3 protein-coding genes and 1 pseudogene are annotated in these 4,376 nt (G+C 66.0%); 2 read left to right on the forward strand and 2 right to left on the reverse strand.

Translation table 11 applies throughout. From position 1 onward, the window contains the following. A pseudogene (locus VML93_RS12710) lies at window positions 1-154 on the reverse strand (cytochrome P450); the annotation flags it as partial. A 231-nt stretch (window positions 155-385) separates the two neighbouring features. Between VML93_RS12710 and VML93_RS12715 the strand changes: the two are divergent. Both VML93_RS12715 and VML93_RS12720 read left to right on the forward strand, forming a co-directional pair. Further along, window positions 386-1,186 carry an enoyl-CoA hydratase/isomerase family protein gene (locus VML93_RS12715; protein WP_325611041.1) on the forward strand — a complete coding sequence of 267 codons (801 nt, stop codon included), beginning with the start codon at window positions 386-388 and terminating at the stop codon, window positions 1,184-1,186. Further along, window positions 1,156-2,358, forward strand: a complete 1,203-nt coding sequence (locus tag VML93_RS12720; protein WP_325611043.1) for a TetR/AcrR family transcriptional regulator — start codon at window positions 1,156-1,158, stop codon at window positions 2,356-2,358. Before VML93_RS12715 ends, VML93_RS12720 begins: the two co-directional genes overlap by 31 nt. Window positions 2,359-2,362: 4 nt before the next feature. Here VML93_RS12720 and VML93_RS12725 read toward each other — a convergent pair whose 3' ends face one another. Further along, window positions 2,363-4,132, reverse strand: coding sequence for an ABC-F family ATP-binding cassette domain-containing protein (locus VML93_RS12725; protein WP_325611045.1), 1,770 nt, complete (start codon window positions 4,130-4,132; stop codon window positions 2,363-2,365). Window positions 4,133-4,376 lie beyond the last annotated feature (244 nt).

Genomic DNA, 4,376 nt, shown 5'->3' on the forward strand with positions numbered 1-4,376 from the left:
CCCGCCAGCTGAACGCGTCGGCGTTGGCGAACACGAACTTGTTCGCCTCAGCGCCGAGCAGATAGGTGTAGCCGCGCCGGCCGATTCCGGTGTTGATCACCGCGCCGCGCCGCCGGTACAACGCGAGCAGTGCCTCACCGGGCCGGTAGGGCACCGTTCGATATGGTCCTTCCCCCATCGGGCTTCCTCCCCGCTCGGTTCGGCGCTGAACTACTACAACAACTAGTACGTTCCCTCGGCGAAGTGAAGTGTCATGGCTAAGTGATCTAACAATCGTATCTATGCGAACTAAGCATGCTGAAGTAACGGGTTAATCGCCCATAAGTGAATAGACGCTCGAACAGTCTACTTGACGAGAGGGTAGCGCAGGCCTAGTGTCCTTCCAATGACCGGCAGCTTTCCCTCCGGGCCCGCGGCGCGGGACGTCGTGCATCTGTCGCGGCCGGCGCCGCTGGTAGCGCTGGTGACGCTGGACCGACCCGATTCGCTCAACGCGCTCGACGGTCACCTCGTCGACGGCATGACGAACCTGTTCACCGAACTGGCTGACGATGACACCGTGTCGGTGGTGGTGCTGACCGGAGCCGGGCGCAGTTTCTCCTCGGGTGCCGACTTGTCTCTACTGTCAGAAGGTTTCAGCGCCCAGCCGCCGGTGCAGATGATGCGTTACGTCGGTCGGCCGGTACGCGAGCTGGCTAATCTCCCGCAGCTGACCATCGCCGCGGTCGACGGTCCTGCCGTCGGTGCGGGGTGGGGCCTGGCGATGGCGTGCGACATCCGAATCGCTGGTCCCCGGGCGTCTTTCGGCGCGACATTCGTACGCATGGGACTCGGGCCCGACTACGGCCTGTCGACCACATTGCCGCAGGCGGTCGGTCGCCAACGGGCACTGGAGCTGTTGACGACAGGACGATTCGTCGACGCGGAGGAAGCGGTGCGGATCGGCTTGGTGACCGAGGTCGCCGAAAGCGCACGCACCCGAGCCCTTCAGCTCGCAGCCGAGATCGCAACGGTTCCTCAACGAGCGGTTCGGTCGGTCAAGGCGACCCTGCGCGAATCCGAAGGCTGTGACATCGATCAGGTCGTCGACCGCATCGAGGCGCGAGCCCAGGCAGCGCTTTTCGAGCATCCGGACTTCCACACCGACGCGAGCGCGTGGATGAGCAGACACCGATCGCGGGCGTGACCAGACCGGCCCGCGGCACCCGACCGTCCAATCGTCGTGCGATCATCCTGACGGCGGCCAGTGAACTGATTCGCGAACGCGGCTACGAGCACGTGTCGATGGGCGACATCGCGGACGAGGTATCCGTTGGCGCCTCTGCGCTCTACCGGCACTTCACCAGCAAGCAACGGTTACTGCTCGAAGTGGTTGAAGGCGCGATAGTTCCGATCAAAGCCGCAGTCGACGGACTCGACCTGCGAAACCGTGAGGCGGGTCTGCTCGCGCTCGCCGACCTGGTGCTGGATCACAGCTATCTGGGGGCGCTGTGGGCGCGCGAAGTGCGCCATCTGGCGCTGGAACAGCAGGACCAAATCGGGGCCGAGGTTTCCGCGATCGCCGCCGAATTCGCCGCCAAGTTGGGTGAAATACGTCCCGGACTCGGCGCTGCCGCGCGTGATCTGCTGGCCTGGTCGGTATTGGGTGTCTTGCTTGGGCCATCCTTCCAACATCAGCAGGTCAGTCGCGACGAACACGTTGTCTTGTTGGCAGACATGATGAGTCGAGTACTGGATGCCGCGATACCCGCCGAATGCGCGGCGACCGCTCAGAGCGCGTCGACGGTGAAAGGACTGATACCCGCCAGTCGTCGCGAGGCTCTCCTGCTGCAGGCGACCCGGCTCTTCGCGCAGCGGCGCTACGCCGGCGTCGGCATTGAAGACGTCGCAGCGTCATTGGGTATCGCGGGGCCCAGCATCTACAACTACTTTTCCAGCAAATCCGAACTGCTCGCCATCGCGCTGGGCCGCGCCGCCGGCCATCTCTATCTGCAAGTTGACCAAGCACTTTCGACGCACGACGCATGCGTTCCCGCCCTGCGCGAGCTGATCCGGTCCTACACCGACTTCGCCGTTACCCACCCCGATCTGGTCGCCGTGTTGATCACCGAGGCGCGTAATCTCGGCGACCCCTACCGGGATGAGGCCGTCCAGGCGCAGCGTGACTATGTCAACGAGTGGGCGCATCTGCTCACCGGGACCGGCGGCCGCGAGATCGGCCTCGTCGAAGCCCGGCTGCGGGTGCAGGCCGCCCTTACCGTCGTCAACACGGTGACTCAGGTGCGCCATCTTCGAGTCGCGCCCGGCGCCGCCTGCGCCGTGGCAGCCGTCGCCGAAGCGGCAATCGGCTTGCCGTAGCGGACTATTCGAGCACTTCCGACAGCTCCAGCCAGCGGCCCTCCGTCGCGGCGACTTCGTCCTCGAGGGCACGCAAGTCCTGGGTGAGCCGGGTAATCCCGACATGATCGGACTGGTCATGCTCGGCGAGTTCGTGGTGTTTGGCCGCGATCTGGTCCGCGAGCCGGGCGAGCTGGCGGTCGACGGCCGCCAACTCCTTCTCCGCCGTGCGTCGCTGCGCGCCCGTCATACCCTGCGGCTCAACGGCCGACGGCGGGTCCTGGGCGCGTGCGGTTTTCGCGGCCAACCGCAGGTATTCGTCGATGCCACCGGGCAGATGCCGCAACCGGCCGTCCAGAATCGCGTACTGCTGGTCGGTGACACGTTCGAGCAGATACCGATCGTGTGAGACGACAATCAAGGTGCCCGCCCAGGAGTCGAGCAGGTCTTCGGTGGCGGTCAGCATTTCGGTGTCTACGTCGTTGGTGGGCTCGTCGAGGAGCAGCACGTTGGGTTCCGACAGCAGCGTCAGCATGAGCTGCAACCGGCGCCGTTGACCGCCGGAGAGTTCACCGACTCGTGCGGACAGCTGGCCGCGGGCGAAGCCGAGACGTTCCAGAAGCTGGGTCGGCGTGACCTCGCGGCCGTCGACCTCATAGTCATTGCGTAGCCGGCCCAGCACGTCGGCGATCCGGTCCTCGGCGAGCGCCGCCAGCCGGTCGCCTTGCTGGTCGAGCACCGCCAGCTGGACCGTCTTGCCCCGCTTGACCCGTCCGGTGTCGGGCTGGATCGTGCCGGCGATCAGGCCGAGCAGGGTGGATTTCCCGGCGCCGTTGGCGCCGACGATGCCGGTACGTTCACCGGGGGCGATCCGCCACTCGATGTCGCGCAGGACCGGGCGGGCGCCAAAGGAGACTGACACGTCCAGCAGATCGATGACGTCCTTGCCCAGCCGGGCTGTTGCCAGCTTGGCCAGCTCCACGGTGTTGCGCAGCGGGGGGACGTCTTCGATCAGTTGGTTGGCGGCCTCGATCCGGAACTTCGGTTTCGAGGTCCGCGCCGGCGGGCCACGGCGCAACCAGGCCAGCTCCTTGCGCATCAGATTCTGGCGCTTGGCTTCCGCCGCGGCGGCGAGCCGGTCGCGCTCGACGCGCTGCAATACATAAGCGGCATACCCGCCTTCGAACGGTTCGACGATCCCGTCGTGCACCTCCCAGGTGGTGGTGGCGACTTCGTCGAGAAACCACCGGTCGTGGGTGACCAGCAGCAGACCACCGGTGTTGGCGGCCCAGCGCTGGCTGAGGTGGCCGGCCAGCCAGGTGATGCCTTGGATGTCGAGGTGGTTGGTGGGCTCGTCGAGCGCGATCACGTCCCATTCGCCGATCAGCAGCCGGGCCAGTTGGACCCGCCGGCGCTGGCCGCCGCTGAGCGTGGAAACCGTTGCATCCCAGTCGATATCGGACACCAAGCCGCTGACCACATCGCGGATGCGTGCATCACCCGCCCACTGGTGTTCGGGTTGGTCGCCGACCATCGTCCAGCCGACGGTGTGGTCGGGGTCGAGGGTGTCGGCCTGGCTCAGCGCGCCGACCCGCAGTCCGCTGCGCCGGGTGACCCGACCGGAGTCCGGTGTGAGCTCGCCGGTGAGCAGGCCGAGCAGGCTGGACTTGCCGTCGCCGTTGCGCCCCACGATGCCGATGCGCGCACCGTCGTTCACGCCCAGCGTGACCGACTCGAAGACCACCTGCGTCGGATATTGCAGGTGTACGGCTTCGGCTCCGAGTAGGTGGGCCACCGGGCCAAAGTTACCGGTCGGAGGTGCTGGGGGATCGGCTGGAGTGTGGGGTCCATCCGCGCCTTCCGATTTATCAGAATTGTTGTCGGACCCTTATGGCATGATCGAATGTATGTTCGAAGAAACATCTGAGCCGGAGCCGGACCCGCAGGCGGGGGGTGGTGATGGGTTCGAGTGGCTGGAGCAGCTGTGTACGCAGCGGACCCCGACCGCGGAGTCGGTGGGTTGGCTGGCGCAGATCAGC

Source organism: Mycobacterium sp. (assembly GCF_035499775.1).
Lineage (GTDB): Bacteria > Actinomycetota > Actinomycetes > Mycobacteriales > Mycobacteriaceae > Mycobacterium.